Origin of the sequence: Amphritea atlantica, from assembly GCA_024397875.1 — a bacterium.
Lineage (GTDB): Bacteria > Pseudomonadota > Gammaproteobacteria > Pseudomonadales > Balneatricaceae > Amphritea > Amphritea atlantica_B.
In genome coordinates, this window is the sequence record CP073344.1 from 840,352 (window position 1) to 866,083 (window position 25,732).

Here is a 25,732-nt window from a genome sequence, read left to right on the forward strand (position 1 = left end):
CGCAGGGGCACTGCCGTTGCGTCTGTCTGTGAGAAAAGCCTGTCCATAAAGTCTGGTGATAAACAGCAGTTCTGACAGCCGCGACGTTTCACTGATCTGCTCGCCTATACACGATCGATGAGTTTCCCTGTTGGGTCATCGATCGGGGCGGGGTAATCAGATGAAGCTAAAACTCTAGAGTGAATGTCGCGACGTGGCGACATCCTATCGTGCCTTGTTTAACTCTTTCCGTGCCAATTGTTGGCTAATGTTTATTTAAAGACTTCTGATTCAGCGCATTTTTCCGGCTTTCATGTGGGGGTTGTGTTGCTCTTCTTAAGGCGTTGCTAATCATCCCGCTTTTAGCTGGAGCTAAAAGTAGACGTTAAGCCATCATCCTTGAACAGCCTGCGTGAATAAAAAAACAGCGGCACTATCAATAGCTCACATAGCGTTGATGAATAGCCTGCCGGGAGGTTTGAGCATTTCAGGATAGCGGGGGAGGAAACTCTGTAAACAGAAAGAGTTCAATCGAGTCGCTTCTTGAAGCGTAGAGAGGCGACGGCTAAGCCGCCCAGCGTAAACAACGCCAGCCAGTACATATCTGCGGCCAGATTCACCACATCCACATCTTTCAGAACCACACCGCGAATCAGCCGCATAAAGTGGGTTGCCGGCAGCGCCTCGGCGATATATTGCGCCGCCAGCGGCATCCCCTCATAGGGGAACATAAAACCGGATAGCAGGATTGAGGGCAGCAGCACAAAGATTGTCATCTGCATCGATTGCAGCTGACTTTTGGCGATGGTGGAGATAATCAGCCCCAGAGTCAGGCTGGCGGTAATAAACAGCAGTGTCGCGCCTGCCAGCTGCAGCAGATTACCGTTGATCGGCACATTAAACAGCTGATGACCCAAACCGAGAATAATGGCCACCTGAATCGCACCGATAAAAATATAGGGCACGATCTTACCGATCATCAACTCAATGGGTCGCACCGGTGTGGTGATCAGCATCTCCATATTGCCCCGTTCCCGTTCCCGCACAATGGCTGCCGAGGTGAACATGATCATGGTCATGGTGAGAATAATCGCCGCCAGTCCCGGGACGATATTGACCACGGTACGTTGTTCCGGGTTATACAGCATGGTGACTTCAAAGGTCGGGGGCTTGCGGTTAGCGGGCTTATCCAGCAGCTCCACCAGGGGCATGCCGCGCAACCCCTTGATCGCACCGGCGACAATCGTATCCGAGCCATCGACCAGCCACTGCGCCACCGGGCGGCTGGTTTCTGCATCGGTGGCGGCAGGGGAGCCCGGCCCCACGCTGGGATTGCGCACCAATCGCTGGCTGACATCCCTGGGTATGATCAGAACGGCCCTGACCTCGGCGCTGGCGATCGCGGCTTCAGCCTCGGGCATGCTGGTGAAATGTCGGGTGAAGGTAACCACCTGAGTGGCACCGAGGGTCTGAATCAGCACCCGGCTTAAACCGCTGTTGCTGTAATCGACCACCCCCACCGGCAGGTGACGCACATTGGTATTGATGGCAAAACCGAACAGCAGTAGTTGAATCAGCGGGATCATGACGATCATACCGAACGTCATTTTGTCCCGTTTCAATTGCAGCAACTCTTTTCCTGCAATCGCCCGCACCCGAATCAATGGGTTCATGATGCTTCCCTCCCTGAACCGGTGCAGCTGACAAACACATCCTCCAGGCTGGGACGCACCTGCGATAGCAGATCTTCTGGTTTAACCGAAGGCTGCCGGGCGAGAAAACTGACGGGATCGGCGACGCTATCCCTGACCAGCACTCGTAAACGCGCCCCCAACTGGGCCGCGGAGATCACTTCAGGCAGCCTGATCAGTGATTGTTTCAATGGCCGCAGATCCGCGGAACTGATCTCGACCACCCTGGAACCCATTTCCTGCATCAGCTGATCGGGACTGCCATCGGCCCGTTTGATACCGTTTTCCAGAATCGCCAGTTTATGGCAGCGCTCCGCTTCATCCATGTAGTGGGTGGATACCAGAATACTGGTGCCCTGATCACTCAGGTCAAACAGCTGTTCCCAGAACTCTCTGCGGTTCTCAGGATCGACCGCCGAGGTGGGTTCATCGAGAAACAGCAGCTCCGGTTTATGCAGGGTTGCGGCGGCCAGGCTGAGTCGTTGGCGCTGGCCGCCGCTCATGCTGCCGGCAAATTCTCTGGCTTTTGCCTGCAGGCCATAAATACTCAGCAGCTCGTCAATACGCTGTTTCTGTGTTCGGGCCGTCAGGCCATAGATGCTGGCGATAAACCGGAGATTCTCCAATATGGTCAGATCATCATAGAGAGAGAATTTCTGCGTCATGTAGCCTATATGCAGGCGCAGTTTTTCGGCATCATCGGGGAGACTGAATCCCAGTACCTGAGCCCGGCCCGCGCTGGGTTGCAACAGCCCGGTGAGCATGCGGATGGTGGTGGTTTTACCACAGCCGTTGGGGCCGAGAAAGCCATAGATGCGGCCTTTCTCCACCTCCAGATCAAGTTCCTGCACCGCCAGGGTGTCACCAAAGCGACGACTGAGTTGCTCTGCCTGAATAACATAGCTGGCGGGTGCGCGGGTCATGGCAGTTCGACCTGCGCCGGGACTCCGTTGGGCAGTTGGGCTTCACTCTCCGGTAGCATTACCTCGGCGAGGTACATCAGCCGGGCGCGTTCTTCCTGATTCAGCGCATAGTAGGGGGTAAAGGCCGGTTCGGTGGCTATCCAGCTCAGATGGCCGGTGATCGGCTGATCAAGACCATCCACATGCACCACAAGCGGGTCACCGACCCTGAGCTTAATCCGATAGGGTTCCGGTACATAAATCCGCGCATGGGGCGCTTTACCCGCCAGCACAATCGCCAGGGGGCTGCCGATCGTGACCCGTTCACCCAGATTCCAGGGCAGGTTATCGAGAATGCCGTCGCGGGTGGCGGTGATGGTGAGATCCGCAAGACGTTTGCTCTGGATAGCCAGCATCGCTTTTGCCGCATTCAAAGCCGCTTCGGCAGCCCGCAGATCCTCTTCACGGGTACCGTTTGTGAGTAGTAATAAGGCTTCCTGAGCGTTCTGTAAAACGGCCTGGTCAGCATCCCGTATTGCCCGTGCCCGGTCCAGCTCAGACTGACTCACCAGTTTCTGTTTTATCAGATTCAGAATGCGGATATGGTTGGCGCGGCTTTCAACCAGTGACGCCCGCGCGCCTGCCACCCTGGCCGCCGCTGCAGCCACTTCCTCCTCACGCGCGCCATTTCTGAGTTTTTCCAGATTCGCTTGTGCCAGGGCAACTTCAGCGCTGGCTTTATCCACTTCCGACTGTTGCAGGGTTGAATCGAGCTTCACCAGCAGCGTGCCTTTGGTCACCTGGGAACCGGGAGAAACTGGCAGCTCAACCACCACTTCGCTGGCCGTAGCGGTATGGGCTATCCGGTCTCTCTCCAGTGTACCCAGCGCAAGGTGATCAGAAGAATCACTGCAGGCTGCGAGAAACGGCAATAACAGATAAATAAGATAGCGCATGGTGTTGGCCTTCTGTGGCTTACAAAGCACGGGCGAAAAAGAAAAAGCATTCGTAACTCGTTAATATTAGAACGATAAACCTAAACAGGCCGAACTGCCAGAGTCTTGGACGTTATGCAAAGCCCGTCTGTTATGCGAACACGACTCTCCCCAGGCAGAGAGGGGATAAGACTGTTATGGCCATTCAACGGGTTCAGTTTCAGGCACATCGGCGTTGCTTCAGGCGCAAGGTATCAGTTCGAAAGAGGTTGTAGGCGGTGTAATCCCGCAGTTGATAAGCTGGTATGGTTTGTCACTGGAATAACTCATAAAAGTGAGGCATTATCAGACAGATAGGAAATATGGCAGGTGACAAAGCGTGCCATACAAAAACAGCAAACCGTGCTTGCGTGTTTTCAGGGGATGAAAAACGACGTGCTTCAGAATTATTCTTTCAGTTCAAATAGATACAACCTCCCCCGTCAAAGTCTAGCGGTGTCAAAACGCGCACGCACACAATTAAAATGTTAGCTTCTCTTGAGGCAGGTTCATGATTCTATACAAGTACATGTCCTTCGGTGCCGCTCGAAAGGTGATTGAAACCCTGTCACTAGGGTTTTCATGTCTTGAAGATTTGAACGACCCTTTTGAATGCACAGCCTTTGGTTTTAAAGATAGCGATGAGTCTATAAGCGCGAAAACCGCCACGGGTGCTTGTAGAAACCGTTTCTCGAGGAAATACGGTGTTTTATCCTTGACTCGTCAGCCGTTAAACGCGCTTATGTGGTCGCATTATGGAGACTCTCATCAAGGAGTAGTTCTTGGATTCGATTGTGATTTGGCCGGCTTTTCAGACCCGCAAAGCAATGTGATTCCAAGCCAGTACGGAGAGATGATCTACTCAGCTACGAAGCCGCACAACGATCTCCCCATGATTGGCGAACATGAGCTACTGAATATTGGTGGTAGCCTCCGCTTTGACTCGAGTGCCTTCAACCTAATGAAGAGAGCTTTTCTGTATAAGTCTCTCGAGTGGGCATACGAAGAAGAAGTCCGTGTTGTAAAGAATATAGAGGATATCCCCTTCGGTTATCACACAGGCGGCGGTCGCTATTGTGAATGGAATAAGGTGATTGTCTCTGGTCGACCTCTATACTGCTTTGATGTGCCAGAGAACTCACTTAAGGAAATCTACTTGGGGCGGCATTTATATAGAAATGTTACCAAAGACGGCTCTGTTACTGATGAAAATTTGAAAGGTGTGCTTCAGTCCTGGGGGAGAAAAGATATCAAGATGATGCAATGTGAACCCGATATTCACTCATGGAACCTCATTGCAAAACCATCTATCAACAAAAGCTAACCAATGGCTGTTGGCGGACGCGCCTACGCTGGCGCTCCGGCACGCCGCAAAGCCAGCGCGTTATGCAAAAAAGAGATATATCGTCATTTAATTAAATACGGAGTATTTGCAATAAATGTTTAAAAAATTAAGAGAAAATGCGGAAAAACTGGCCAATTCCGCAAAAGAATCTACGAACAATGTTGCAGGTCAGGTTGGTGATATTGTTCCAGATAAAGTGATCGACTTGAAGGACAAAATAAAACAAACTACTTCCGAAGTATCAGAAAAAGCAGAGGGTCATATACCAGAGAAAGTTTCGGGTCGTTACAGTGAACTTAAAAATACTCTTGAAGATACAATTGCTGATTTATCTGATAAAGCTGGCGACTACTTGGATTCCAATCTGGAAGAAATTGAAAGCTATTGTTCATGGTGCTTTGAGAAGCATGGCTGTACTCCCAAAGAAAAAAATAATTTCTCCCGCAATATTTATACATGTAATGGCTGTGGGAAAGAAATTGTAAAATGCCGTGCTTGTAATAACAAAGCAAAATTTGCTGGTGAAGAAAATGTCGCTAGTGATGACGTTGGTATTTGGTCAGGAAATTTTTGTGCTGTACACGAAGGCGTGATTGCCAAATTTGAAACTTTAAATTGGAAGCTCACAAGTATCGGCGAATTTAGGGATATTGTAGAAAGAGAAGAAAAAAATTATAAGAAAATAGGAACAACAGCAGCTTTCACCATTGGTGGCGCGGCTGTTATTGCTCCTTTAGCTCTTGCCGCAGCCCCTGCTGTAGGTGGGGCTATTGGTACATCCTTGCTAGGTTATAGCGGTGCAGCAGCAACAAATGCTGGTCTGGCTACATTAGGCGGAGGTGCTCTTGCTGCTGGGGGGGCAGGCATGGCTGGAGGCGTAGCAGTTGTTACAGCAGCGGGATCTGCGCTAGGAGGAAGATATGGAGCAGTTATTTCGAATGGCTATTATGGTGATATTGATGGCTTTGAAATAATAAAGATCAAACCAGGCAAAGGCCCTTCTGTAATTTGTATCGATGGTTTCTTGACCGAAAAATCTAAAGAAGCACCCAATAAATGGCTGGAAGCTTTATCTGAAAAATATCCCGATAACGAAATATTCTATGTTAAATGGGAGGCCAAAAGGCTTCAAGATATTGCGAGTTCTGTTAGCCTTCTTGGCGGCAAAGAAATAGCTAAAAAAGGGCTTTTAGGTTTGGCTAAATCTGCATCAAAAACTGCAGCCACCAAGTTAGCCCCAGTAGGTGTAGCATTTCAGGCGCTTGGTCTGGCTACTAACCCGTGGTCTGTAGCAGGAGTAAAGGCTTATCAAACTGGTGCTTTGCTAGCAGATATTATTGCAAGAACTGACAGAGAATATATTTTGGTTGGGCACTCTTTAGGTGCTCGAGTAATATATTCATGCTTAGCCGCTCTAAAAACGAAAGATAAATGCTTTATAAGAGACGCTCACCTTCTTGGCGGTGCCATTAATAATAACTGTTCATCTATTGATGATGGTTCTAATAGTGTAAATTGGTCAGAAATTCATAACTCCGTTTCTGGAAACATTAATAACTATTACAGTAAAAATGATTCTGTTCTAAAGTATTTGTACAAAGTAGGAGAAGGTGTGAAGTTTGATTTTGGTAAACCAATTGGTAGGCATTGTATTGAGAGCTCGAAAGTTAATAATTTTGATGTTTCCAAATATGTTAGTGGTCACGCTGAATACAAGGAGAAGTTGCGTGATTATTTATTGCAACAATAAAGTTACTAAAACTAAAGGCATAACAAGGAAATTTCACGCGGACGGAAAAAAGCACCGTTCGTTCCTCACTATGCTTTTCGCCTCCGGTGAATTGTGACGTTATGTTCAAAAGGAGGATTGATGGGCACTTTCTACGAGGAAGAAGCATTGCAGGTCGAACTGCATGCTGCCGAACAATATCCCACCGAAAAAGAAGCTCTGCGCGCTATGACTGTCGCAGGTTTTCGAATTATTCAGAATTCTCGGCAACTTGATAAAAGGGCTATGCGCACGGATGTGTTTCGGTTTCTGCTAAGCCCAAGAGCCTTGAGCTACTGGAAAGAAAAAGGGTTGCTAGAACCTAGGGGCAGAACGGAAGTGGTTCGTCTTACGGATGAGGGGTTGTCTGTATGCTCAGGGAGTTTGCACGAAGAGGTCGTAACAAGCACTAGGGAATCAGCAATCACTCAATGGGAAACACTAATGATTTCAGGTGGCGCGCTCACATCGAAATCGAAGGTGTTTTCTCTACCGCTGTCGAGAACATGACAATTAGTTCCAGCGGTCCCCAAACCCCGCGCGGCTTTTTGCACATGCCTTCGGCATTGTTGCGCAAACGCCTCGCTACGTTTGGGCCCACTGAACAAGGGCGTTAGGTTTGTAAGTGAGTTCAAGGATGAAAAGGTCGATAAAATATGCTCTCTGGTTTGTTCTGATTTTTGGGGCTGGAGCTTACACTGGCGGTCAAATAGCAACTGCTTATTACAAACCTCTCAACTTGACTAATTTGATAGGCTATCAAACCCATCAAGCTTCCTCCTATGCTGTTCTTTTTGGTGGAAATGAGGACGTTAAGGCAAAAGAGTTAATTTTTAGTGATCTGAAATTAAATTTGTTAAAAGCTAACATCCACCAAGAAAAACTTCCTAGCACTATGAAGGAGCATTTGTGCAGCCAGCTACTGAAGGTTGTGGAGGATAGAGAGTCTATAGAAGCTTTTGCTTTCGGTTTGCCTCAATCAGAAACAGAGATATCTGAATTAATAACTGATATTGGCAGGTGTGAAACATGGTAAACCTAACAAGAAAAGCCATCCGACGTATACTGCGCGGCTGCTTTAAGCGTTAAATGTCCGAGTGCCCCACAATTTGTAGACACTTTCTATCGTTATAATTAACTGAAAGTGGAGGTGCTACATGGCTAAACGGAAGTATCAATCTTAATAAGTGAATGCAGCCTCTATCCAGCCTGGTTAGTAAAGTGTCATACATAATAGAGCTTATTACCGTTTTGTTATCTTAAAAAATACTGACTGTCGATTAAGTTGTCGAATGTGTATTTGCTTTGTGTACGGGTATAAAGACCCTTTGCTAGCTCAGCGCTTCTTGTTACGACGGTTCTGGATTGGGCGCCGAGGAGCTGGGGTCTTGACGGCTGTGTGTACTGCCACGTTTATAACTTGAATGCCTTGAAGCGATGCCGTCTGCAATCCTTTTTGCGGCGACGGTAGCCGCGTCGAAATAGCCCGTGAGCGTGGTCTTGTACCCGCAAAACCAGAGGCCAGGATGACTCGGGTCGAATTCGCCAGCGCTACACTTAGGGCGCCCATCTCGATTCAGTACACCCATGCCAGCGAACCAGCCTTCAAGGCCGGAGCGATAACCCGTGGCGCAAATGATGATTTCGGGTTTGATGATGGAGCCGTCACCTAATTGCACGGCATCGGTGTTGAATGCCATCGTTTCACTAACAATCTGCATTTGGCCGCGTTTGAGCGCAGCGACAAAGCCGTCGTCCAGTGCCGGTGAAATACCATCAACGTTCAGTCGCGTGCCGCCGCCATCGGGGTGACTGTGCAGGCCGTAACGCGACAGCTTTCCATAGACTAAGCGCTGAGTCAGTGCCAGTGCAGCATCGAGTACCGGCAAGGGCAATAAAGTAAAAAGCTTCGCCAGTCGGTGCATCGGGAAGCCAAACAAGCGGGTTGGCATTATCGTCGGGCCGTGCCGCAGTGACACCCAGACCTTACCGGTGGGTATTCGTGACAGATGATTGAGTACATCGGTGCCCGAATTGCCGGCGCCGACCACCAGGATGTCACGTTCGGCATAGCGCGCGATGTCCCCCAGTGCTGCGGCATGCAGGATTTCACCGCTGTATGTATCACGCTCAGGCCAATCAGGTATATAAGGGATTTTCTCGCGGCCAGTGGCGACGACGATATGGTTAGATTCGAGTGATCCTTTGTTGGTATCAACCCGCCAATGCTCCCCTTGACGCGATATTTGCTGTACCTCGGTCTCGAATTGTATCGGCAGGTTGAGTTGGCGCGCGAAGGTTTCCAGGTGGCCTACCACTGCGTCGCGCGGGACAAAATCACCGTGTCGTTTATCCATCGGCAAACCCGGTAAACTGGCAAACTTGCGGTAGATATTCAGTTTGAGCTGTGGATGCCTCGCCCGCCACGGCTCTGCGATTTGCGATGCGGCATCGATGATAGTCGCTTTGATGCCTTTCGCTTTGAGGGCGTGTGCGGTAGTCAGGCCGGACAAGCCGGCACCGATAATAATGACGTTATGAAAGGTTGGTTGTGACATGGGTCATGTACTCCTTCAATGATTGCTTTAGGGCGTCGCGGTGTTGTTGGTTGCGCTGTTACTGGTTGCACATCCGCTATACGACGCGCATTCCCTTGGCGAGAAACAGATTCTTTGTGGGGCCAAGATGATTGAGTTAGGAAAGACCAGCGCACTTAGTGCTGTGGCCTTGCTGTTCGTTACGGCCTTAATACCCAATAGTCATTCTGGATATCGTGGGGTAGCTGGTGCACATCGATACGGCTGAAGCCGGCACGCGTAAAGTAATCACGCGCGACCTCACGACCCCACATGGTGCCTAAACCTTCACCACCTTGTGCGAGAGACACACTCATACAATGCATGATCGAGATGGTGTAAAGCAGTGGGCCCAACGGGTGCTCGCGATCATGATGATGATGGCTGGATGAATGGATGTCCTGTGCCAAATACACACCATTGCGTTTGAGCGTGCGACAAATGCCTTGCAGCAGATTGAGCGGTTTGGCCTGATCATGAATGGCATCAAAAGTGGTCACAAAATCAAAGGCTTGGGTCTCTGCGGTGCTATTAAAGTCGGACAAGTCTCTAACCTCAAATGACACGTTGTTTAAACTTCGCCGCTCGGCCTGTTCGCACGCCCAGGTAATCGCGTCTTGTGACAGGTCGTAGCCCTTGAAGTGACTGTTGGGAAAGCGCTCGGCCATTTCCATTAATGCGAGACCGCGACCACAGCCTAAGTCGAGCACGTGAATACCAGCCTCCAGACGCTCGGGTATCTCGGGCGCCAATGGCAGTATGCTGTCGAATAGAGCAGGCAACACGGTCTGGCCACTGTCTTCGGCCATCACCTCATGGAAACGATGAAATTTTTCGTAGGGCACACCTTTGCCATGCTGGAAGCTCTCGAGGACGTCATCCTCAACTTGGCCGAGCAGGGGAATGTACTGGGCAAATACGGCTAGGTTAGCGTCGCGACCATTAGTAAGCAGCGCGGCGTGTTCAGGTGGTAAGCGGTAAGTCATGCTGTCGGCGTCGTGCTCCACAATGCCTGATACCGTCAGTCCGCCAAGCCATTCGCGAATATAACGTTCATTGAGTTGGCTAAGGCGGGCCAGCTCGCTAGAGGTGACGGCTACGCCATTAGCCAATTGATCAAACAAGCCAGCGCGATGGCCGAGTGACACCAGTTGTAACATACCGCTTTCATTTAACGCATGAACAAAACGGTTTTCAAACTCAGCTTGGCGATGATTGTCGAGCGCCGAACCTGACGGGCTAAGTGTTGCGATTTCCATTTTTAACTCCTTGAAGTGTTTTGCTAGTGCCGGAACTTTTCAGTCCGGAGTGCTAGCTAGTATGAAACCCGACGGTCCGTTAAACTAAAGTGTAAAAAGACGAAAAACGGTCATTTCCGCCATGAGCCACTTAAAACCTCGCATCGCATTACTGGCAATTCCCGAAGTCGCTGCCTCGACACTGTACGGTATGAATGATGTGTTCGCCTCGGCTGGACGCGACTGGGCGGCCTTGGTGGAGGGCAAGAAAGGCGAGTCGGTACTCGATCCGCGAGTGGTGTCCTTCCGAGGGCCAGGGCCTATGACGCTGACCAATGGCGTTCGAATTGTGCCGGATGAGGACGACGGGGTAGTACCGGACGTGGTCTGCGTACCGGAAGTGGCGGTCGCGCCGGGTGCCGTGTTAACCGACTCCCACCGAGATGAAATTGCTTGGTTGCGTCGCTGCTATGAAGGCGGTGCCATAGTTGCCACGGCCTGTTCTGGCGCCCTGCTGCTCGCCGAGACCGGATTGTTAAACGGCAGTGAAGCGACGACTCACTGGGCCTATTGTGACGCCTTGTCATGTTACCCCGGTGTGCAGGTTCACCCGAATCGCGCGCTGGTTGTTGGAGGTGAAGGTGGGCGTCTTATCATGGCCGGCGGCGGCACCTCGTGGGAGGACCTGGCGCTTTATCTGGTGGCACGCTTGGTTAGTGTTGACGAAGCTATGCACATCGCTAAGCTGTTCCTCATCGATTGGCATGATGTCGGTCAGTTACCTTATGCAGCCTTAGCGCGCGGCAGTCAGGTTGATGATGCCGGAATCGCTCACTGCCAAAACTGGATTGCCGAGCACTATGAGCGCTCTTCGCCCGTGGCAACCATGATTCAGCTCAGCGGCATGACCGAACGCACCTTTAACCGGCGTTTCAAACTGGCAACCGGAATGTCGCCTATCGATTATGTGCATACCTTGCGTATTGAGGAAGCAAAGCAGTTACTTGAAAGCGACGACCAACCCGTTGAAGCCATCGCGCAAGATGTTGGTTATGAAGACGCTGCTTTTTTTGGACGGTTATTTCGCCGCAAAGTAGGAATTACACCCCTTCAGTACCGTAAACGTTTTCGGGGTTTGCGGCGGGCGCTTGAGGCAACATAATTCATAATCATGAGCTGGACGAATATTTTAACGATAGGAGTAATTTTATGAGACAGACGGAGGTTCTGACCCGCTACAAGGCTTGGGCAGACGAGTTGATTTTATCAGCGTTGTCTTCGCTTCCCGATACGGAGCTTACCGCACCGCGCCCAATCGTCTTTGGTAATTTGCTTCGCACGCTCAACCACGCCTATCAAATGGACCACGTCTGGAAATGTCACCTGCTAGGCAAACCTCACGGTTTAACCACCCGCAACCCCAAAGAGTGTCCGGAACTGAAGGAGCTGATTGTAGGCCAGCGCAGCATAGATGAGTGGTATGTTAACTACGCTGATGCAACCGCAGAGAATGAACTGGAGGAGATTGTAGAATTTGAGTTTATTGGCGGAGGAACCGGAAAAATGAATCGCCGGGATATCCTTGTGCATGTTGTAAACCATACCACCTACCACCGCGGCCACGTTGCTGGCATTCTCTATCAGCTCAATGTTTCGCCACCAGTCACTGACTTTCCGGTGTTCTTACGGGACATTTCGGATGGCACTTAACCAATCGCTTAAAGTTGCTCCGGCTCTCTGGGCCTCAACCGGATGCGCTAAAGCGCGTCGTTTAGTTTGCATTAGCACCCTGAATGGTATGAAGCGTTTTCGGGTGATTTTTGGGTTGTTGCCGTGCGTGGTTTTTGGCGCAGAAAGTGTCTGCCATGGAACAACATCTGATGGGCGCCTGGAAAATGGTGTAGAGCTACCCCGGTCAGGCCCGAACTTCGTCACATATAGTAACGTTGCAAGAATCGCTGGGCGAACCTACGTACATTCTGAGGTTAGTGAAATTATAGTGGCTGCCTATGCTGAGCTTGAAAAAGAGCTGCCCAACAAGGTTTATAAGTACGCTGAAACCGGATTTGAGGAAGGCGGAGAGTTCAAGCCGCACAAGACTCATCGAAATGGTCTTTCAGTCGACTTTATGACGCCGGTTAAGAGCAGGCAGGGGGCGTCTGTACACCTCCCGACATATCCCTGGAATAAATTTGGTTATAGTATTGAATTTGATGAAAGGGGTCGATTTGAAGACCTTATGATTGATTACGATGCACTGGCGGCCCATATCGTTGCATTGGATCGTGCAGCAAAGTCGAGAGATCACAAAATATGGCGTGTAATATTTGATCCTGAATTACAGGCAGGTCTCTTTAATACACGATACGGGGACTATATACAGTCCAATATCGCATTATCTAAAAAGCGCTCATGGGTAAGGCACGACGAGCACTATCACGTTGATTTTGTGGTGCCATGTGAAAAGTAGGGCAGGCATGATGCTGGCGTTAGCTTTCCGCGACCATACTGGAATATATGAGTCATGAAAGATTCAAAGACATTTTGGGATAAAGCAGCTGAAAAGTATATTAAGAGTCCCATTAAAGACGAAGCTGCGTATCAGAAGAAGCTGGCAATTACCCAGGCCTTCCTGAGGCCGGATTACAAGGTGCTGGAGTTCGGCTGCGGCAGTGGTGCCACCGCAATTTTTCATGCGCCTCATGTGGCACAGGTTGTTGCTACGGATATATCTGACAAGATGATCGAAGCGGCTCAGAGAAAAGCGGTCGAAGCCGGCGTAAAGAACATTGTTTTTCAGCAGGGAACACTCGACAGTCTACAATTCAAAAATGAAAGTTTTGACGCTGTCTTGGGACTGAATGTGTTACATCTTTTGGAAGATGTCGATGGCGCGATAGTAAAAGTACATCAACTTCTAAAAAATGAGGGTGTATTTGTGTCAAGCACGTCGCTAATAGCAGAAATCAATTTAGCTTTTCGGTGGCTGATCTCTGGCATGCAGTTGCTTGGTTTAGCGCCTTATGTCAGCCGCTTTACGAAGCGTCAGCTGATTTCCAAATTATTGAAAGCAGGTTTTACGATTGAACGGGAATGGCAGGCTAGCCATGAATCGGTCTTCATAGTCGCCAGGAAAGTCTGATCAATAAGTGGGGTTCAGACTAACAACCGGCTGTTATCGCCTCTTCGGGGTAGGGACTGCTTTTCCGCCGCTTAGCGGCTAAACGTCAGCCCTGGGGCAGAACTGCAAAATAGATGATCTGCCCCCTGCAGCAGAGAAGGAAACCCGGATATTTGGGGGCAGTGTAATAGTTCATAGAGGCGTTGACTGGCAATGAGCGATTTAAAGAAGGGATCGAGTCATTATCAGGTCGAGGCGTGATTGTCTTGAAGCGAGGCCCAGTGCCTGAAAATGAAAGCTTCAGTTGTTATTCTGACTCTAAACAGACCCCAATATCGCTGACCTCAAATATCCACCACGTGACCTGCTTAATCGTGGCCTATATAGGGATTGGCCCTTAGTCGATCAATCGCAAGGTCGATAAACGATCGGATCTTGGCGTTGGCTTGTCGCCCTTCGAGATGAACAATGCTGACCGGCAGTGGTTTGCTTTCGTAGTCTTCGAGTATGCGCGTCAGGGAACCGTTTTTTAATTCCTCGCCCACCTGATAGGACATAAGCCGGGTGATTCCAAACCCTTGTTTAGCCGCTGTAATTGCCGCTCCATTCTGGGAGCAGTGCAGGCGGGGGGCAACTTTTACGGACTCCTTGCCTGTGGATGATTCAAATTGCCACGTCGTTGACGGTTCAACGGTTGAGGCCTGAATGATTTCATGCTCTTTGAGCTCGGAAGGGTGGTTGGGTATGCCATGTTTTTTCAAATAGATGGGTGCAGCGCATACCAGCCGCTGAACGCTTCCGACGGGTGTGGCATAGATACTTGAATCCTTAAGGTGACCAATCCGGATAGCCACGTCCAAACCCTCATCGAGTATATTACTGATGCGATCGTAGAAAACTGCTCTTACGGTTACCGATGGATTCTGCTGCAAATATTCCGTCAGAATCGGTGCGATATGTATCTGACCAAACAATACCGGGGCCGTCACCGATAACACTCCTTTGGGTTCGGCGTAGCTTCCGGAGGCGGTAGCCACAGCCTGTTCGACATCTTCTAAAATCCGTTTGGCGTCTTCAAAAAAACGGGTACCCGAATCCGTAAGGCGGACATGACGGGTGGTTCTGTTGAACAGCCGCACACCCAGGACCTTCTCAAGCTGAGCGACAGATCGGGTTACCGCCGGGGCCGACAGATCCAGCTTGCGGCTGGCGGCAACGAAACTCTGACATTCCGCCACCTCGATGAAAACCCGCATCGCTTCAAGTTTATCCATTCAATACCACACAGATTCATTAGCTACATTATTTCATTAACAGTAATAGATAATTAAATTTCAGTCTAATTATCTTTGTTTATGTTAATTGTATGCTGGGCTCTCCAATCCGATAATATTTAGGAGCTAATCATGTCTCGTATACCTACTCCGGCATCTGTTATGGCTGCACCGGAAGCCTCCAGAGGAGCACTTGAAGCGGTCAATACTCTTCTGGGCAGTGTTCCCAACCTGTTTCGCATTGTTGCCAACAGCCCGCAGACGCTGGAGGGCTACCTCGGTCTGAATGGTGCACTCGGTAACGGTTCACTGGATGTCCGGACCCGTGAGCGTATTGCCCTTGCTGTTGCCGAGGTCAATGGCTGCAACTACTGCCTCGCTGCACATCAGTATCTTGGTTCTAATCTGGCCGGGCTGAGCGCCGCTGAAATTGAAGCTAATCGCCGGGGTACCTCCGGTGACGAAAAAGCCGCAATAGCGGTGAACTTCGCCGTCAACATTGTGAACAACCGCGGCAAGGTATCTGATCGTGACTTCGAGATTGTGCGTGCTGCCGGCTATAGCGACGCAGAGATCGTGGAGATCGTGGGCCATGTTGCACTGAACACCCTGACTAACTACGTTAACGAAGTGCTGGGTACCGAAATCGACTTTCCGGTTGTCGATGCACTGGCGGCTTGAGTCAGTGTATGGGTGGCGTTTTCGCCACCCTTTACCCTTATAGGAGGATGCAATATGTCCAGACCCCCTCTGCCGCCTTTTGACGAAGCAGCGGCCATCGAAAAAATCCGGCTCGCTGAAGACGGCTGGAACGGCCGCGATCCCCAGAAGGTAGCGCTGGCCTATACCGAGAACTGCCTGTGGCGCAATCGGGCTGAGTTTGTGGCAGGACGCGAAGCCATAGTGCAGCTGCTGACACGCAAGTGGAGCCGTGAGCTTGACTACCGGCTTATCAAAGAACTGTGGGCATACACGGGGAATCGAATTGCCGTTCGTTTTGCCTATGAATTTCATGATGACTCCGGACAGTGGTTTCGTGCCTATGGCAATGAAAACTGGGAGTTCGACGACAACGGCCTGATGAGACAACGGATCGCCAGCATCAATGAGCATACGATCAGTGTTGAGGAACGAAAATTTCACTGGCCGCTTGGGCGTCGCCCTGATGATCATCCCGGCCTGAGCGATCTGGGCCTGTAGAGGTGCCCTGGAGAAAGAGGTATGTAAAGTTGACCTATACAAGCGATATCGCCTTTACCGAGAGTGTAAAGGCAATTCAGTCGAGAAAGGGGTCCAGGGATATTTATGCCCGAATGGAAGAAAACGGCGGGTGGCAAAGTGAAATTACCCCCGAGCTGGCGGGCTTTATCGCTGCACAGAGAAGTTTCTATCTGGCGACCGTTAATGCTGAGGGTCAGCCTTATATCCAGCATCGTGGTGGTCCGCCGGGTTTTCTGAAGGTTATCGACAGGCAAACCCTCGCTTTTGCAGACTATCAGGGAAACAAGCAGTTTATTACTCAGGGAAATTTAACCGATAACCCCAGGGCGTTTATCTTCTTAATGGATTACGCCAACAGGACTCGAGTCAAAATCTGGGGAAGCGCAAAAGTGGTAGAGGATCAGCCAGCGCTTTTGACTGAACTGATGCCCAGCCGGGATCTATACAAGGCACGACCGGAGCAAGTAGTAATTTTTACCATTGATGCCTGGGATCAGAACTGTCCACAACATATTCCGCAACGGATTGATCGGGAGGATGTTGAAGAACTGTTGCAGCAGCGTGATCAGCGGATCGCAGAACTGGAAGAGCAAGTGCGTCTTCTGAAAGGTGCGGCAGATGAGTGATTTATGGATTTTGGACATCGAAGCCAGTGGACTGAGTCCCGTTAGTTACCCGATTGAGATTGGCCTGGTTAACGGCGAGCAGGCGTATCAAACACTTATTCTGCCTGAAGAGTCCTGGGTACACTGGAACCTACGATCAGAAGCGTTGCACGGGCTTTCGCGTCAGGACCTCTACGACAAGGGCCGGCCGGTCGATGTGGTCGCAAAGGAGCTTAACAACCTATTGGCGTCTAAAATAGTGTATTCCGATCACGAAGACTGGGACAGCTTCTGGATGAGTCGCCTGTTTGAAGCGGCGGGTATTGAACAAAAATTTTATGTAGTGGATCTCAATACGCTTCTGGTCGGTAACAAAGCGAGCACTTTCGTCGCCTGCTTTGATGAGTTGTCACAAGCTAAAGGGCATCGTGCACATCGCGCTTTGAACGATGCGCGTATTATTCATCGTGCAGCCACTCTAGCACTGAATAGTGATGAATAACGCTCAATAACGTGATAAAGGAAACAGGGGCCGATCTTTTTTTGCTGCATCACCAGGAAGGCTATTCAATTGGGATGCTGAATGAGATAGGAGATATTTCGGAATGATTTACTCATCGGCAAGCCGGGTGGGTAGAATATTCAAAATATAACCCAGTGACAGGGCTTAAACGGAAAAATGACAATCAATATTAAAGATGGTCAGCATGTCTGTGAGTTTGAGTATGAACTGGCATAATATTAGGCTCAAGCAAGGACGCGCGCCGCTTAGCTTGCCGATATACCTCTGTGAGGAATTTTTTATGCAAAATACGTTTTCACAACGAGTGGCTTATTATGTTGAGGCAGAGCTAGCCGAGGCTAAGCGGGCTAGGTTAGTGGGTGAGACACAAAAAGAATTTAGCCATTTGGAACGGGCGCATGTGCTAGGGCAGGAATCAACCTATTGGCACGTTAAAGTTCATGTCTTAATGCTGGTGTGGGCTATGCGTAATCGCTCAGCCCGGGAAGTGTCAGGTCAGATTTTTCGGATTTTTGGTGCTGCGTCTAAAACAGTATTTGGGCTGGTACCACAAGGCAATACGGGTGGTTCCAACGTCAGCCCATTTAAGAAAATGCCAATTAAGCCTGAGTTAGCTATATTGATTCAAAAAGCTAAGTCCGGGGTGTAAAAAATTACGCCGCCGGAAAAATTACTCGCTGGAGTTGGTCTTTGCCAAGTGAGTAAAACGCTATGCTGTACTAAACCAGCTTACTTCGGAGTCACGGTTATGATCGAAGCGAGAACACTGCGCACTTCCAGAGATTTGCCATATACACCCCAAGAAATATATGGCGCTTTTGCGTCGGCTGAGCTGTTGGCTTTATGGTGGGGGCCTGAAGGCTTTTCCAACAGCTTCGAAATTTTTGAGTTCACTGAGGGGGGGCGCTGGACGTTCATCATGCACGGCCCTGACGGGAGTCACTATCCCAATGAAAGCTGCTTCGAAGAAATTGTGCCAGATAGCAAAATTGTCATCCATCATGATTGCCCTCCAAACTTCAGGCTTACTGTGCAGCTCACTCCTGTCAGTGACGGTACGCACTTGGTTTGGGAGCAAGTTTTTGAAGATGCCGAAACGGCGCAAGCCGTCAAACAGAGGGTTGGTTCAGCAAACGAACAGAACATTGATCGTCTGACACAAGTGCTCAGTGAAGTTTCCAATGCATAACAAGAAGTCCTGATGGAGTCGCTTCGCGAACTCTACGCAACCCACTGAGCATGGACGTTATATTTTCTGGTTACTGGCTGCCTTCAATCGGAATAAGCTGTGAGATATAGCTATTCCGACGTATTAAAAATTGTATCAAAAGGTCCGGGTAATCTTCTGAAACAGCCTGCTGAATAGATTTCCGTTGTCTCAATGCGTTACGCCATATCTGACACTTAGGTAAATCAACAAAAGTATTCAAATCAGTGAAGCTGTCGAACACGTCAAAATATCGAAAAACTGGCCCATAGGTAGCATCTATCAGGTGAAACTTTTCTCCTGAAAAAAATGGAACACCGCAGATCGCCTTTTCAATAAGTTGAAATTTCCGTTTTATGTCAGTATGGCTTGTTTGAAAAGCTGTTCTGTCTTTTGCGTTGTAAAGGCTGGCGATGTTGTTCAGAATTCCAGCGCTCATCTCTATCCACGATCGATGATACGCTTTCTCAAAACTATCCGTTGAGTGCAGGGAACCGGATGTCACTTCATCCAGATACTCGCAAATGACCGCTGATTCAAAGAGGGTGCGGTTATCATCAACTACTAGAATAGGAACCTTTCCCAGAGGGGATGTTTGCTCACACCACGCCGGTTTTTTGGCAAGATCAATATCGCTTCTGGTGTAGCGGATACGCTTCTCTTTCAACGTGATAATTGCACGTTGCACATATGGACACAATGCGTGGCTAATGAGATGAAAACTGTGTTGTTTCATGAGTGGATTTCCAATCTGTTGCAGGGTGATTTTTTTGATTGAAAATATGCACTGATAGAATATTTCCCGTCACCCACACCAAATTGTGCCACCGCCATAATGGTAAGCAGTAGAGGGTATTCCCAACCTCCTTCCGTGTTACTGAAAAGCCATCCATTGGTTGAGTGCACCCAGGTAGCGCCAAGTAAAATGGGTATTACGAGCGCAGAGAAAAGCCTTGTTTTAAAACCCAGCACAAGAGCCACACCAGCAATGGCTTCCACAAAAAAAACAATATAGGCGAGTATCTCCGGTAACCCGATTGAGGCAAAAAACTGTGCGGTGCCCGCTAAGGTATATACGATCATTTTTAGATAGAGGCTATGTGCCATAAGTACGATACCAAGCGAAGCTCTTAAGATAGATGCACCGATAGCGGGATTGAGTATGAGGTTCATTGTGGTTATCTCCCTTTAGGTAAGTGTCTGTGTATTATGCTGTTTGCGGTAATAGTGGTAAATTAGCTAAATTCGCAAAGTAATATTGCAAAATTGCAATACATGGGGAGTTGTATGGATTGGAATTCATTGAAGGTCTTTCTGTCTATCGCCCGTCGGGGAACTTTATCCGGGGCGGCCAATGAACTTGTCGTTAATCACTCAACCATTTTCAGGCGCTTGAATGCCTTTGAGGAAGAAATAGGTGGTCAGCTGTTTGAACGTATAAATAACCGCTACGAATTGACAACATTGGGACATGAGCTGCTGGAGCTTGCACAAAATATTGAAAACTCTTTTGATGGTATCAGCCGTCACATTGTTGGCAAAGATTTTCAGCCCAGGGGGATCGTGAAGATCACCGCACCCAACAACATCGCTTATCGTTATTTGCCTCGTTACATTTCTGAATTTAATATCCTTTATCCTGAGATACATATTGAGTTGTTGGTGAGTAATCAAGAATTCAATATGTCTAACCGTCAAGCTGATATTGCGGTGCGAGCGACACCTTCACCGCCAGAGCATTTGATTGGAAAAAAAGTAAGCACCCTTCATTGGAGTGTCTATGGCAGCAAGCGTTATGAAGATACATTTGGTTTACCCAGAGATACGAGTGAGTTGATAAGTCATTCTTTAATTGGTGCGACAGGAGCCATCTGTCGTCTGCCAGCATTCACCTGGTTAGATAAGCACTTTGCGCATCAAATCATCGCTCGTTGTGATGATTTGACCGCGATGTCCTACTTTGTAGAGTCGGGCCAGGGGTTGGCACTTTTACCTGATGATCAACTCCGTCCAGAGATAACAAGATTGTTTGGTGTTCAGGAGAATAATCCCAGTAACCTATGGTTGTTAACTCACCCGGATCTACGTAATGTTGAAAGAATAAAACTGGTTATGCAGTATTTAACCAAGGCCTTTTCGCAGGAATGGCTTACCTAAACCAAGTTGACCATCGGAAGAACTCTAGGGCACTGTTGCCGGACACATTTTCCGTTATGCTACAGACTTGCCGCAGAGCGCTGCGTTAAATGGCCTGGGCCCCACAAATCAATAGTGCCTCACAAACCAATAGGCAGGAAACACGTTACTCCGCCGCATGAATAAGGAAATAACATGCATCGAATCCGTTCGGTTTTTATCCTCTCCATCCTGGTCGCACTGTGGATCACCCCTATAACCGCCGGTGCGCGGGAGTTGATCGCCAATTTCGTTTATGTCGGCTGCAACCGGGTCGGTTTCGGAGCGACCGACGCGGCACCGAGTACGGCCAATGTGGCGCAGTTGCAGCAGACCCTTGCCGATATTGCGGCGCTACCGGTGAAGCCTGATTACTTCTTCTTTGTCGGCGATATGGTGTTGGGAATGCAGGCCGATGGCGGCAAGACTCTGTCAGCTGAGCTGGATGCCTGGAAACCACTTGTGGATGAAACCCGGTTCGCCACGAGCGGTATCGAGCTGCTACCGATTGTGGGTAACCATGAGGCCGATGCGTCAACGCAGGTCAGCGATGGCAGTTACGTGGAATATCCGGACGCGGCCAACCTGTCCGCGTGGGTGAACTGGCTGAATACCCATGATCTTGCCAAGGCGGACAATGGTCCCTCGGGAGCGGCGGAGCTGAAAAGTGACCTGCTGGAAGAAGACAACAACCAGACCCAGACTTACTCCTTCGATGATCTGAGCAGCGGTGTTCACTACCTGATGTTGAATACCGATTCTCTGTCGACCGTTCCCAACCCGAGCCTGCCGGGCAAAACGGTGGCGAGTTGGGTTCCGCTGCACTGGGTGGAGAAGGATTTCGCCAGGGCGGAACAGAATCCACAGATTAAAAGGATCGTGGTGCTGGCCCATAAGCCACTGGTGCTCGATAACCCGGGGCCGCACGATGTGGTATATGACACCGCTCCTTATACGCTGGGCAACACGCTGCTGACGCTGTTCAGCAACTCAGAGAAATTCGCCGGATACTTCGCCGCCCATGCCCATGAATGGCTCTACACTGACAAGCTCGGGCCGAAGCAAAACGTAACTCAGGTGATCGCCGGCAATGGCGGCAGTCAGCTGGAGAGCAACTGGAATCCTGCTGGCGGGGCCTACTTTGGCTTTACCCGGGTGAATATCTACGATGACAACACGGTTGGGGTTGTCTCCTACACCCGACCGGCACCGACACCGTATGACGCCACGAGCGCTCAACCGGCTGCAAAACCTTTGCCGGAAATCTTCTTTTCCGTCGCTGGGGGAGGGGACTAAGGATCGATATCCCGTGTTCTCTGTAGTCAGTTCAGCTGCGATGGAATTTGGGGGCCGTGAAACAATTATGATTTATTTAGTTTTATAAAAAATAGAACCAGGGCCAGGAGTCCGTTCACTTTTCATCAGGCGCACAAGCAAGGACGCAGCAATCTGATGGCCGTTTAGTTTTGCGTTAACAATCAGGAGTACACGGGGTATGAGCAATACATTAACGGGCGAATGCCTGTGCGGTAACGTAAAGTTCTCCGTTGCAGATAACTTTAAGGCTTTTTACCAATGCCATTGTCGGGAGTGTCAACAACTAACCGGCCCTGCATTTGCCTCCAACATTTTCACAGATCGGGATAACATCGAGTGGCTTTGTGGCCGAAACCAGATCACCCGTTATGAACACCCTTCACGAGAGCTCTCCAAGTCATTTTGCAAAACGTGTGGCTCTGCCGTCCCGTTTGTAAACAAAGCCAGATCCTCATTAATTGTTCCTGCGGGTTCATTAAATCAGTTACCCAATATACAGCCGCAAGCCAATATCTTTACAGCTGAAGAAGCGTGTTGATTAAAGCCGGGGTTACAAGCTGAGAGTTTTAGCGGTTTTCCTGAATAAATATTTAACACCGATGCATCGCCTCGGAGCTAATATAAAACTGATGCTTGTGCATGGCAGAACTCTGCAATGCAGTACCGGTAAAGCCTATATCCGACACCGTTAAATGATCGGCTGCTTAAGTTTAGCCGCCAAACAGTGATGAAATTTTCAGGAGGATCCTATGCAAGATAGAAACTACACCATCAAAACAATGGATCGAAAGGAAATAGATATTGCCATTGAATGGGCAGTAAAAGAGGGTTGGAATCCCGGCCTGCATGATGCTGACTGCTATTACTCCGCTGATTCGAATGGCTTTCTCATCGGGCTGCTGGGTGACGAACCCATTGCCACGATTTCTGCGATCAAATATGGAGAGTCTTTTGGCTTTATTGGATTCTACATTGTCAAACCCGAGCACCGTGGCAAAGGCTATGGGATTCAAATCTGGAACGCGGGGCTTAAATATCTTGAAGGCGTTAACATCGGTCTTGATGGTGTGGTGACCCAGCAAGAAAACTACATCAAGTCTGGTTTTAAGCTTGCCTATCGCAATATCCGCTACGAAGGGGTTGGTGGCGGCACGCACCCCCAAAACGCTGAGATTGTAGAACTCGCCACATTACCTTTTGAAACCATTGATCAATACGATCAGCCATTTTTCCCTGCTAACAGGTCGCAGTTTGCCCAGTCATGGATTACCCAGCCTGAGAGTCATGCGCTGGGCATCCTGCAGAATGGCCAGCTGGCGGGCTATGGTGTCATACGTAAATGCCGCAATGGTTATAAAATTGGCCCTCTCTATGCGGACAATCCAGAATTGGCCGAATCTCTTTTTCTGGCCTTAAAATCCACAACACGTTCATCGGAAACGATTTTCCTTGATACACCCGATATTAATCCGGCAGCGGTTGCATTGGCTGAGGGCAATAATATGAGTGCCTCATTTGAAACGGCCAGAATGTATACGGGCGATTTTCCTGATCTTCCAATACAGCGCCTTTTTGGTGTGACATCTTTTGAGATCGGGTGAGAGAGGCTGGGTGGTTAGTAAAATGCTGTTACGGTAATTTCACCGCCCGCGGTGAAGCTATGCTTAGCTTCAGGTTAAAGGACAAATCCATGAAAAGTAGTCCCGTTGTATGGTTTGAAATCTAGGTCCAGGAGGTGGATCGCGCTAAAGCGCTCTATGAAGCGGTGTTCAACGTCAAACTGGAAAAATGCCTGCTCCAATAGAGGACATGGATATGAAAATGTGGAGCTTTCCCGCAGATAAGGACGATTCTATGGCCACCTACGGAGCCTGTGGCATGCTCGTCAAAATGGAAGGTTAGTGGTGGCACACTGTTCTATTTTGCGTGTGAGGACTGCGCTGAGGAAGCTTCCCAGGTTATCAAAAACGGCGGCAGTATTGTGAAGGGGAAAATGTCTATTGGTGAACACGGGTTCATCTGCCTCGCGAAAGAAACGGAAGATAATATGATAGGTTTTTACTCCGTGTAATGCCGGGAAAGCTGGGGAATACTGCGGTAGATGGATTTTTATGTCAAAATCGAAGGCTTTGTCAGGTGAACAAGAAGCGTGAACGATATGGAAGTTATAGAACTGGACCCTGCAGCAAAAAATGTCAGAGAGATCATTGAAGATATTGATGGGTTAATGAACGCTCTCTACCCACAGGAAAGTAACCAGCTACTATCAATTGAGGAACTTAAAGAGAAAAATGTACATTTTATAGGTGTGAAAAACAATCAGGATATTCTCGGCTGTGGTGCCTTAGTTTATAAAAACAATGATGGTGTTTATGGTGAGTTGAAGCGAGTTTATGTCAAATCAAAATACCGTGGTCAGGGCGTTTCTAAAGTTATTATGCAAGCGTTGATTGCACATGCAAGAAAATCTCAATTACCTGTGATTCGCCTTGAAGCCGGTATCAGACAGCCTGAAGCGTTAAGCTTATATAAAAAAGTTGGTTTTCAAGAGCGACAAGAGTATGGCAGTTATCAATATGATCCTTTGAGTATCTATATGGAACTAAAACTATGATTCATATAATGATTTTAAATGGTGAAAAATATAGTCGGCTGTTTATATTTTGAATATAAGGTTTTGTTATAAAAGAATGTTATGGCTCTCTGTTAATTTGAAGCGCTGTCATTCTGGTAAATTGGGTATAAAACAATAATGCAAGCGAACCGTGAAGCAGATGGGATTGTATGTACACTAACCGAGATATAATTGCGCGACTGCGGGAGAACATTCCATCGTTTGAGTGTGTGCCCGGCTGCCATGATTGTTGTGGCCCGGTAACCACTTCTTCGGAAGAGATGTCACGGCTACCGGTGAAAACTGAGGCTGAGCATCAGGCAAAATTAGAGGACTTTACCTGCGTCCATCTGGGGCCTGATGGTTGTACGGTGTATGCCGAACGTCCGTTGATCTGCCGATTGTTTGGCACCACACCTAATATGCCCTGCCCGAATGGTAAACGCCCGGACGTGATGATTGACTCCGACATTGAGGGTCAGATTCATCACTACATCGCTAACACGCGGCAAGTGTTAGTGTAAGTTATCGCGACCCTGCGTTGCTGATGTACAGGGGGCAGGGTGACTCCTTTAGTGCTGCTGCGCTGTCTTTCGCGCATTTAGTTGCTCGATCTAACCGCACAGGGGGCAGTGCAGTAATTCACTGCATCAATGCGGCAATAATGTGATCGACGGCCTTCAGAGCCTCTTCGGGTGTGGTGTCATATTGCGCATGGATAATCGCGCCGTCTATGGCAACGGCCAGTGCATTTAACAGGTCGTCACGCTGAGTCGATGGCGGCACGAATTCAGAAAGAACCTGAACCATCTGCTGCTTATGATGGCGGGTAATCTCGCAGACCTCCGGTAACTCATTCGCCAGTTCGCCGACGGAATTGATAAACGCACAGCCTCTGAATTGCTCACTGTGAAACCACTCGGCTAAGGCGGGGACAATCGCATGAACGTCCTGACCATGCCGCTCCAGAGCACCTTTAAACCATGAGATCCAGCGCTGATGCCGGTATTCCAGAAAGGCCCGGATCAGATCATTTTTGCTTGGGAAATGGCGATAGAAGGTGACCTTAGCCACGCCTGACTCCGCGATAATCCGATCTATACCCGTGGCCCTGATACCATTTCGATAAAAAAGGTCGTGGGCGGTGGTCAGGATGCGGTCGCGTGCGGGTAATTTTTTAATGGGTTGCATTGGCGCATTAT

Annotated in this window: 29 protein-coding genes; 20 read left to right on the plus strand and 9 right to left on the minus strand. The window is 49.1% G+C overall.

Translation table 11 applies throughout. The annotated features are described in order from the left end of the window. Positions 1 to 506: 506 nt before the first annotated feature. The 3 genes from KDX31_03735 to KDX31_03745 are packed head-to-tail and all read right to left on the minus strand — an operon-like array spanning position 507 to position 3,528. Entirely contained in the window at positions 507 to 1,652 is a 1,146-nt protein-coding gene (locus KDX31_03735) for an ABC transporter permease (protein ID UTW04138.1), read from the minus strand. Continuing rightward, on the minus strand, positions 1,649 to 2,593 hold the full coding sequence (locus KDX31_03740; GenBank protein ID UTW04139.1) for an ABC transporter ATP-binding protein: 945 nt from the start codon (positions 2,591 to 2,593) through the stop codon (positions 1,649 to 1,651). Before KDX31_03740 ends, KDX31_03735 begins: the two co-directional genes overlap by 4 nt. Then, the gene (locus KDX31_03745) at positions 2,590 to 3,528 is read right to left on the minus strand and encodes an HlyD family efflux transporter periplasmic adaptor subunit (protein ID UTW04140.1); all 939 of its coding nucleotides are present in this window, start codon (positions 3,526 to 3,528) and stop codon (positions 2,590 to 2,592) included. Before KDX31_03745 ends, KDX31_03740 begins: the two co-directional genes overlap by 4 nt. 529 nt (positions 3,529 to 4,057) lie before the next feature. Here KDX31_03745 and KDX31_03750 point away from each other — a divergent pair. The 4 genes from KDX31_03750 to KDX31_03765 all read left to right on the plus strand — a co-directional run bounded on the left by KDX31_03750 (position 4,058) and on the right by KDX31_03765 (position 7,695). Further along, the gene (locus tag KDX31_03750) at positions 4,058 to 4,870 is read left to right on the plus strand and encodes a DUF2971 domain-containing protein (GenBank protein UTW04141.1); all 813 of its coding nucleotides are present in this window, start codon (positions 4,058 to 4,060) and stop codon (positions 4,868 to 4,870) included. Between the two features lie 115 nt (positions 4,871 to 4,985). Then, entirely contained in the window at positions 4,986 to 6,641 is a 1,656-nt protein-coding gene (locus KDX31_03755) for a DUF726 domain-containing protein (protein UTW04142.1), read from the plus strand. A gap of 120 nt (positions 6,642 to 6,761) precedes the next feature. Then, complete coding sequence (locus KDX31_03760; protein UTW04143.1) at positions 6,762 to 7,169, plus strand: hypothetical protein; 408 nt, start codon at positions 6,762 to 6,764, stop codon at positions 7,167 to 7,169. Between the two features lie 127 nt (positions 7,170 to 7,296). Continuing rightward, positions 7,297 to 7,695, plus strand: coding sequence for a hypothetical protein (locus KDX31_03765; protein ID UTW04144.1), 399 nt, complete (start codon positions 7,297 to 7,299; stop codon positions 7,693 to 7,695). Positions 7,696 to 8,008: 313 nt separating this feature from the next. Here KDX31_03765 and KDX31_03770 read toward each other — a convergent pair whose 3' ends face one another. Beyond that, a complete protein-coding gene (locus KDX31_03770; protein UTW04145.1) occupies positions 8,009 to 9,217 on the minus strand; it encodes an NAD(P)/FAD-dependent oxidoreductase in 1,209 nt (402 codons plus the stop codon). Between the two features lie 179 nt (positions 9,218 to 9,396). Further along, a complete protein-coding gene (locus tag KDX31_03775; protein UTW04146.1) occupies positions 9,397 to 10,494 on the minus strand; it encodes a class I SAM-dependent methyltransferase in 1,098 nt (365 codons plus the stop codon). 121 nt (positions 10,495 to 10,615) lie between these two features. Here KDX31_03775 and KDX31_03780 point away from each other — a divergent pair, with 121 nt between their 5' ends. From KDX31_03780 to KDX31_03795, 4 genes are all read left to right on the plus strand, one after another. Then, positions 10,616 to 11,635, plus strand: coding sequence for a helix-turn-helix domain-containing protein (locus tag KDX31_03780; GenBank protein ID UTW04147.1), 1,020 nt, complete (start codon positions 10,616 to 10,618; stop codon positions 11,633 to 11,635). Between the two features lie 47 nt (positions 11,636 to 11,682). Continuing rightward, a complete protein-coding gene (locus KDX31_03785; GenBank protein UTW04148.1) occupies positions 11,683 to 12,183 on the plus strand; it encodes a DinB family protein in 501 nt (166 codons plus the stop codon). Positions 12,184 to 12,271: 88 nt separating this feature from the next. Beyond that, positions 12,272 to 12,943, plus strand: a complete 672-nt coding sequence (locus tag KDX31_03790) for a penicillin-insensitive murein endopeptidase (GenBank protein ID UTW05290.1) — start codon at positions 12,272 to 12,274, stop codon at positions 12,941 to 12,943. A 54-nt stretch (positions 12,944 to 12,997) separates the two neighbouring features. Next, positions 12,998 to 13,615 carry a class I SAM-dependent methyltransferase gene (locus KDX31_03795; protein UTW04149.1) on the plus strand — a complete coding sequence of 206 codons (618 nt, stop codon included), beginning with the start codon at positions 12,998 to 13,000 and terminating at the stop codon, positions 13,613 to 13,615. A 347-nt stretch (positions 13,616 to 13,962) separates the two neighbouring features. On the opposite strand, the gene KDX31_03800 is transcribed toward KDX31_03795, so the two are convergent. Next, positions 13,963 to 14,868 carry a LysR family transcriptional regulator gene (locus tag KDX31_03800; GenBank protein UTW04150.1) on the minus strand — a complete coding sequence of 302 codons (906 nt, stop codon included), beginning with the start codon at positions 14,866 to 14,868 and terminating at the stop codon, positions 13,963 to 13,965. Positions 14,869 to 15,000: 132 nt separating this feature from the next. Between KDX31_03800 and KDX31_03805 the strand changes: the two genes are divergently transcribed. The 6 genes from KDX31_03805 (at position 15,001) to KDX31_03830 (ending at position 18,406) form a co-directional block, all read left to right on the plus strand. Further along, complete coding sequence (locus KDX31_03805) at positions 15,001 to 15,549, plus strand: carboxymuconolactone decarboxylase family protein (GenBank protein UTW04151.1); 549 nt, start codon at positions 15,001 to 15,003, stop codon at positions 15,547 to 15,549. A 54-nt stretch (positions 15,550 to 15,603) separates the two neighbouring features. Beyond that, positions 15,604 to 16,068, plus strand: a complete 465-nt coding sequence (locus KDX31_03810) for a nuclear transport factor 2 family protein (protein ID UTW04152.1) — start codon at positions 15,604 to 15,606, stop codon at positions 16,066 to 16,068. A 29-nt stretch (positions 16,069 to 16,097) separates the two neighbouring features. Then, positions 16,098 to 16,715, plus strand: coding sequence for a pyridoxamine 5'-phosphate oxidase family protein (locus KDX31_03815; GenBank protein ID UTW04153.1), 618 nt, complete (start codon positions 16,098 to 16,100; stop codon positions 16,713 to 16,715). Further along, positions 16,708 to 17,196 (plus strand): hypothetical protein, encoded by a 489-nt coding sequence (locus KDX31_03820; GenBank protein ID UTW04154.1) that lies wholly within the window; start codon positions 16,708 to 16,710, stop codon positions 17,194 to 17,196. Before KDX31_03815 ends, KDX31_03820 begins: the two co-directional genes overlap by 8 nt. A 301-nt stretch (positions 17,197 to 17,497) precedes the next feature. Continuing rightward, a complete protein-coding gene (locus KDX31_03825) occupies positions 17,498 to 17,866 on the plus strand; it encodes a DUF3703 domain-containing protein (GenBank protein ID UTW04155.1) in 369 nt (122 codons plus the stop codon). Positions 17,867 to 17,965: 99 nt separating this feature from the next. Beyond that, positions 17,966 to 18,406, plus strand: a complete 441-nt coding sequence (locus tag KDX31_03830; protein UTW04156.1) for an SRPBCC domain-containing protein — start codon at positions 17,966 to 17,968, stop codon at positions 18,404 to 18,406. 70 nt (positions 18,407 to 18,476) lie between these two features. Here KDX31_03830 and KDX31_03835 read toward each other — a convergent pair whose 3' ends face one another. Together KDX31_03835 and KDX31_03840 are read right to left on the minus strand one after the other, a co-directional pair. Next, positions 18,477 to 19,160, minus strand: coding sequence for a glutathione S-transferase family protein (locus KDX31_03835; GenBank protein ID UTW04157.1), 684 nt, complete (start codon positions 19,158 to 19,160; stop codon positions 18,477 to 18,479). Next, positions 19,157 to 19,597, minus strand: coding sequence for a DoxX family protein (locus tag KDX31_03840; protein UTW04158.1), 441 nt, complete (start codon positions 19,595 to 19,597; stop codon positions 19,157 to 19,159). The genes KDX31_03835 and KDX31_03840 overlap by 4 nt, the downstream gene beginning before the upstream one ends. Positions 19,598 to 19,711: 114 nt before the next feature. Between KDX31_03840 and KDX31_03845 the strand changes: the two genes are divergently transcribed. From KDX31_03845 to KDX31_03870, 6 genes are all read left to right on the plus strand, one after another. Next, positions 19,712 to 20,581, plus strand: coding sequence for a LysR family transcriptional regulator (locus KDX31_03845; protein ID UTW04159.1), 870 nt, complete (start codon positions 19,712 to 19,714; stop codon positions 20,579 to 20,581). Between the two features lie 174 nt (positions 20,582 to 20,755). Then, positions 20,756 to 21,895: a metallophosphoesterase gene (locus KDX31_03850; protein ID UTW04160.1), complete on the plus strand. Its 1,140-nt coding sequence runs from the start codon at positions 20,756 to 20,758 to the stop codon at positions 21,893 to 21,895. 199 nt (positions 21,896 to 22,094) lie between these two features. Next, entirely contained in the window at positions 22,095 to 22,454 is a 360-nt protein-coding gene (locus KDX31_03855) for a GFA family protein (protein UTW04161.1), read from the plus strand. Between the two features lie 211 nt (positions 22,455 to 22,665). Then, entirely contained in the window at positions 22,666 to 23,517 is an 852-nt protein-coding gene (locus KDX31_03860) for a GNAT family N-acetyltransferase (GenBank protein UTW04162.1), read from the plus strand. A gap of 548 nt (positions 23,518 to 24,065) precedes the next feature. After that, entirely contained in the window at positions 24,066 to 24,530 is a 465-nt protein-coding gene (locus tag KDX31_03865; protein UTW04163.1) for a GNAT family N-acetyltransferase, read from the plus strand. A gap of 170 nt (positions 24,531 to 24,700) precedes the next feature. Further along, positions 24,701 to 25,054 carry a YkgJ family cysteine cluster protein gene (locus KDX31_03870; protein UTW04164.1) on the plus strand — a complete coding sequence of 118 codons (354 nt, stop codon included), beginning with the start codon at positions 24,701 to 24,703 and terminating at the stop codon, positions 25,052 to 25,054. A 118-nt stretch (positions 25,055 to 25,172) separates the two neighbouring features. On the opposite strand, the gene KDX31_03875 is transcribed toward KDX31_03870, so the two are convergent. Beyond that, positions 25,173 to 25,721: a TetR/AcrR family transcriptional regulator gene (locus KDX31_03875; protein UTW04165.1), complete on the minus strand. Its 549-nt coding sequence runs from the start codon at positions 25,719 to 25,721 to the stop codon at positions 25,173 to 25,175. Positions 25,722 to 25,732: the final 11 nt, after the last annotated feature.

Bases quoted from the DNA above. Each gene is read 5' to 3' on its own strand.
- KDX31_03850 (UTW04160.1), top strand. From the start codon at position 20,756: ATGCATCGAATCCGTTCGGTTTTTATCCTCTCCATCCTGGTCGCACTG.
- KDX31_03735 (UTW04138.1), bottom strand. From the start codon at position 1,652: ATGAACCCATTGATTCGGGTGCGGGCGATTGCAGGAAAAGAGTTGCTG.
- KDX31_03845 (UTW04159.1), top strand. From the start codon at position 19,712: ATGGATTGGAATTCATTGAAGGTCTTTCTGTCTATCGCCCGTCGGGGA.
- KDX31_03835 (UTW04157.1), bottom strand. From the start codon at position 19,160: ATGAAACAACACAGTTTTCATCTCATTAGCCACGCATTGTGTCCATAT.
- KDX31_03800 (UTW04150.1), bottom strand. From the start codon at position 14,868: ATGGATAAACTTGAAGCGATGCGGGTTTTCATCGAGGTGGCGGAATGT.
- KDX31_03875 (UTW04165.1), bottom strand. From the start codon at position 25,721: ATGCAACCCATTAAAAAATTACCCGCACGCGACCGCATCCTGACCACC.
- KDX31_03775 (UTW04146.1), bottom strand. From the start codon at position 10,494: ATGGAAATCGCAACACTTAGCCCGTCAGGTTCGGCGCTCGACAATCAT.
- KDX31_03760 (UTW04143.1), top strand. From the start codon at position 6,762: ATGGGCACTTTCTACGAGGAAGAAGCATTGCAGGTCGAACTGCATGCT.
- KDX31_03855 (UTW04161.1), top strand. From the start codon at position 22,095: ATGAGCAATACATTAACGGGCGAATGCCTGTGCGGTAACGTAAAGTTC.
- KDX31_03790 (UTW05290.1), top strand. From the start codon at position 12,272: ATGAAGCGTTTTCGGGTGATTTTTGGGTTGTTGCCGTGCGTGGTTTTT.
- KDX31_03795 (UTW04149.1), top strand. From the start codon at position 12,998: ATGAAAGATTCAAAGACATTTTGGGATAAAGCAGCTGAAAAGTATATT.
- KDX31_03765 (UTW04144.1), top strand. From the start codon at position 7,297: ATGAAAAGGTCGATAAAATATGCTCTCTGGTTTGTTCTGATTTTTGGG.
- KDX31_03755 (UTW04142.1), top strand. From the start codon at position 4,986: ATGTTTAAAAAATTAAGAGAAAATGCGGAAAAACTGGCCAATTCCGCA.
- KDX31_03745 (UTW04140.1), bottom strand. From the start codon at position 3,528: ATGCGCTATCTTATTTATCTGTTATTGCCGTTTCTCGCAGCCTGCAGT.
- KDX31_03810 (UTW04152.1), top strand. From the start codon at position 15,604: ATGTCCAGACCCCCTCTGCCGCCTTTTGACGAAGCAGCGGCCATCGAA.
- KDX31_03740 (UTW04139.1), bottom strand. From the start codon at position 2,593: ATGACCCGCGCACCCGCCAGCTATGTTATTCAGGCAGAGCAACTCAGT.
- KDX31_03830 (UTW04156.1), top strand. From the start codon at position 17,966: ATGATCGAAGCGAGAACACTGCGCACTTCCAGAGATTTGCCATATACA.
- KDX31_03840 (UTW04158.1), bottom strand. From the start codon at position 19,597: ATGAACCTCATACTCAATCCCGCTATCGGTGCATCTATCTTAAGAGCT.
- KDX31_03750 (UTW04141.1), top strand. From the start codon at position 4,058: ATGATTCTATACAAGTACATGTCCTTCGGTGCCGCTCGAAAGGTGATT.
- KDX31_03770 (UTW04145.1), bottom strand. From the start codon at position 9,217: ATGTCACAACCAACCTTTCATAACGTCATTATTATCGGTGCCGGCTTG.
- KDX31_03860 (UTW04162.1), top strand. From the start codon at position 22,666: ATGCAAGATAGAAACTACACCATCAAAACAATGGATCGAAAGGAAATA.
- KDX31_03820 (UTW04154.1), top strand. From the start codon at position 16,708: ATGAGTGATTTATGGATTTTGGACATCGAAGCCAGTGGACTGAGTCCC.
- KDX31_03780 (UTW04147.1), top strand. From the start codon at position 10,616: ATGAGCCACTTAAAACCTCGCATCGCATTACTGGCAATTCCCGAAGTC.
- KDX31_03805 (UTW04151.1), top strand. From the start codon at position 15,001: ATGTCTCGTATACCTACTCCGGCATCTGTTATGGCTGCACCGGAAGCC.
- KDX31_03870 (UTW04164.1), top strand. From the start codon at position 24,701: ATGTACACTAACCGAGATATAATTGCGCGACTGCGGGAGAACATTCCA.
- KDX31_03825 (UTW04155.1), top strand. From the start codon at position 17,498: ATGCAAAATACGTTTTCACAACGAGTGGCTTATTATGTTGAGGCAGAG.
- KDX31_03785 (UTW04148.1), top strand. From the start codon at position 11,683: ATGAGACAGACGGAGGTTCTGACCCGCTACAAGGCTTGGGCAGACGAG.